Annotated in this window: 3 protein-coding genes; all 3 read left to right on the plus strand. The window is 65.7% G+C overall.

All coding sequences use genetic code 11. The annotated features are described in order from the left end of the window. Positions 1–971 precede the first annotated feature (971 nt). A complete protein-coding gene (locus ACIQ3R_RS17100) occupies positions 972–1349 on the plus strand; it encodes a DUF423 domain-containing protein (RefSeq protein WP_397420053.1) in 378 nt (125 codons plus the stop codon). A gap of 73 nt (positions 1350–1422) precedes the next feature. Next, entirely contained in the window at positions 1423–2406 is a 984-nt protein-coding gene (locus tag ACIQ3R_RS17105) for an alpha/beta fold hydrolase (protein WP_397420054.1), read from the plus strand. 8 nt (positions 2407–2414) lie between these two features. Next, a partial coding sequence (locus tag ACIQ3R_RS17110) for an alpha/beta fold hydrolase (protein ID WP_397420055.1) occupies positions 2415–2860 on the plus strand: 446 nt, incomplete at its 3' end.

The following is a 2860-nucleotide window of genomic DNA, read 5'->3' on the forward strand; positions in this document are numbered from 1 at the left end:
GACGGGCACAATTGTGTTGATAGTTGGAACTATGTTGTTTGGTGTCGGCATCGCTGCCCGAGTTGTTCTGAAATGAGCCTTGAACTCAGATCGATCGTAGGTAAGGGCGAAATCTCCAAAGAGCGTCTTACGTTGCGTGCGCTGACGTCTTGCGACGTGGGAGATTTTATCGTCCTGCGCACTGGACATGACGGGGAGGACGTGACGACTGATGCGAGGAATGCCTTTTGGTTTCCATATCAGAACGTAGAATCTGGCGATCTAGTTGTTGTTTATACAAAAAGGGGAAATCGCAATTTTAGATCCCTTACTACTGGAAAAACCGCCCACTTCTTCTATCTCGGACTTAATGAGACAATTTGGCACGTGCCAAAAGTAGCAGCAGTCCTTCTCTATGCTCCAACGTGGCAGGCTAGGCCGGCATCCGAACTCTAGCTGCAAGCTGATCGATCCAGCACGACCGGCCGCGCGACCAGCGTGGGGTCCGCAATACACCCATCTCGGGCGTTGCGGGGTCCGCTTTGGGGCAAGAAGTCCGCGTTTGCTACGGAACAGTGTGTCCTTGGTCGGAGCTCCCAGGAAATCGTGGACAGGTTAAGCGCGACCCCATCGCAGCCCCGAAGAGGCCGGGACCCCGCACTCTCCACCGCGCCTCAGGCCGGGAGGCCCCGACCCGTCAGCACGGCGCGCTCAATGTTGCTATTATGTTCTTGTTTCGCCGACGCATCCGCGCTAGGCTCCAAATGGCCGAAACGGCCCCGCCCAGGCCGCTCGAACATTTTCCAATGGACCCTCGCAGATGGTAAATCTGGCCCCCGTCTCCCCTCGGAGAGACCCTGAAAACCCCCGTTCCGATGTCCAGTATGCGGTTAATCTCGATCCGCCCCCCGCCGTCGTTGCCGCCGCCGCGCCGCCGTGCGAGCGAGGGGTCAGTCGAGACCATCGCCCGCAACCCGACAAGGATCCCGCACATGCCGTTCTGGACGCGCCGCACCTGGATGACGCTGGCCGCGCTCGGCGGCTTCGTAGCCGTGGCGGTGGGCGCGTTCGCCGCGCATGGCGTCACCGATCCCATGGCCCAGGAGTGGCTGCGCACCGGGGCGACCTACGGCTTCATGCACACCATGGCCACCTTCGCCTGCGCGACCTTCATCAACGTCGGCGGTCGGCGCGCCCGACACGCGCCGGCCTACTTCCTCTCGGGCGTGGTGCTGTTCTCAGGCTCGCTCTACGCCATGGCCGCCGGCGCGCCGCGCTGGCTCGGCATGATCACGCCGCTCGGCGGCCTGCTGTTCCTCGTCGGCTGGGCGATCCTGGCCTGGGCCGCCGCCGACATCGACCGCGACTAAGGTTCCTGCCGATCGCCCCTTGCCGAACGTGACGGCGCCCTGACCACATCCCGCGAAACGCCGGAGACCCGCCATGTCCGCACTCGAAACCATGATGCCCAAGCCCCAGCGCGCCCAGGTGAACGGCGTCGAGATCGGCTGGTATGAGGCCGGCCCCCGCACCGGCGTGCCCATCGTGCTTTGTCACGGTTTCCCGGAGCTGGCGTTTTCCTGGCGACACCAGATCAAGGCGCTGGCCGACGCGGGCCGCTGGGTGATCGCGCCCGACCAGCGGGGCTATGGCATTTCTGAAAAGCCCGGCGACGTCCCGGCCTACGGCATCAACCAGCTGACCGGCGATCTGATGGCGCTGCTCGACCACCTGGGCGTCGAGAAGGCGATCTTCTGCGGCCATGACTGGGGCGGCTTCGTCGTCTGGCAGGCGCCGCTGATCCATCCTGACCGGGTGGCGGGCGTCATCGGCCTCAACACGCCGTTCCTGCCGCGCGCGCCGGTCGACCCGATCGCCATCATGCGCGCCCGCTTCGGCCCCGACATGTACATCGTCTGGTTCCAGACCCCGGACGAGCCCGAGGCGGTGCTGGGCGCCGACGTCGGCAAGACGATGTCGTTCTTCATGCGCCGGCCCGCCGATGTTCCGGTCACCCCGCAGCCCAATGCGTCGGGCTCCACCTTCGCGTTCAAGGACCTGCTCCAGCAGTGGAACAGCGCCGTCGATCCCAGGGAACCCCTGCTTACACCAGAGGAGATGGCCGTCTTCGTCGAGGCGTTCCAGTCCGGCGGCTTCTTCGGCCCGGTCAGCTGGTACCGCAACTTCACCGCCAACTGGGAGGGCTCGGCCGACCTGCCGACCCGCATCGACGGCGTGCCCTGCCTGATGATCACCGCCGAGCTCGACGCCGTCCTGCCGCCGTCCTCCGCCGAACCGATGCCGGCCTTCATCGGCGATCTGGAGACGGTGATGGTGGCCGGCTCCGGCCACTGGACCCAGCAGGAAAAGCCCGACGAGGTGAACCGCCTGATGCTGGACTGGCTGGACCGCCGGTTCCCGCTATAGAAGGCGGGATGGATCGAAGCACGCCCGCGTCCGCCGTCTCCGCGCCTCAGCACCGCCGGGGCCTGTTCGCCGACAACACGCCCTACGCCAGCGGCTGGCTGAAGACCGACAGCGCGCACGAGATCTACTACGAGGAATGCGGCAGCCGCGCCGGCCGCCCCTGCGTGATCCTGCACGGCGGCCCGGGCGGGGCCATCAACCCGACCATGCGGCGGTTCTTCGATCCGGCGAAGTGGCGCATGGCGCTGTTCGACCAGCGCGGCTGCGGCAAGAGCCGTCCCAACGCCAGCCTGGATCAGAACACCACCTGGGACCTGGTGGCCGACATCGAGCGCCTGCGCGAGCATCTGGGCGTCGAGAAGTGGTGCGTGTTCGGCGGCTCGTGGGGCTCGACCCTGGCGCTCGCCTACGCGATCAAGCACCCCGAGCGGGTCGAGAGCCTGATCCTGCGCGG

This window comes from Phenylobacterium sp. (assembly GCF_044371015.1).
Taxonomy (GTDB): Bacteria; Pseudomonadota; Alphaproteobacteria; order Caulobacterales; family Caulobacteraceae; genus Phenylobacterium.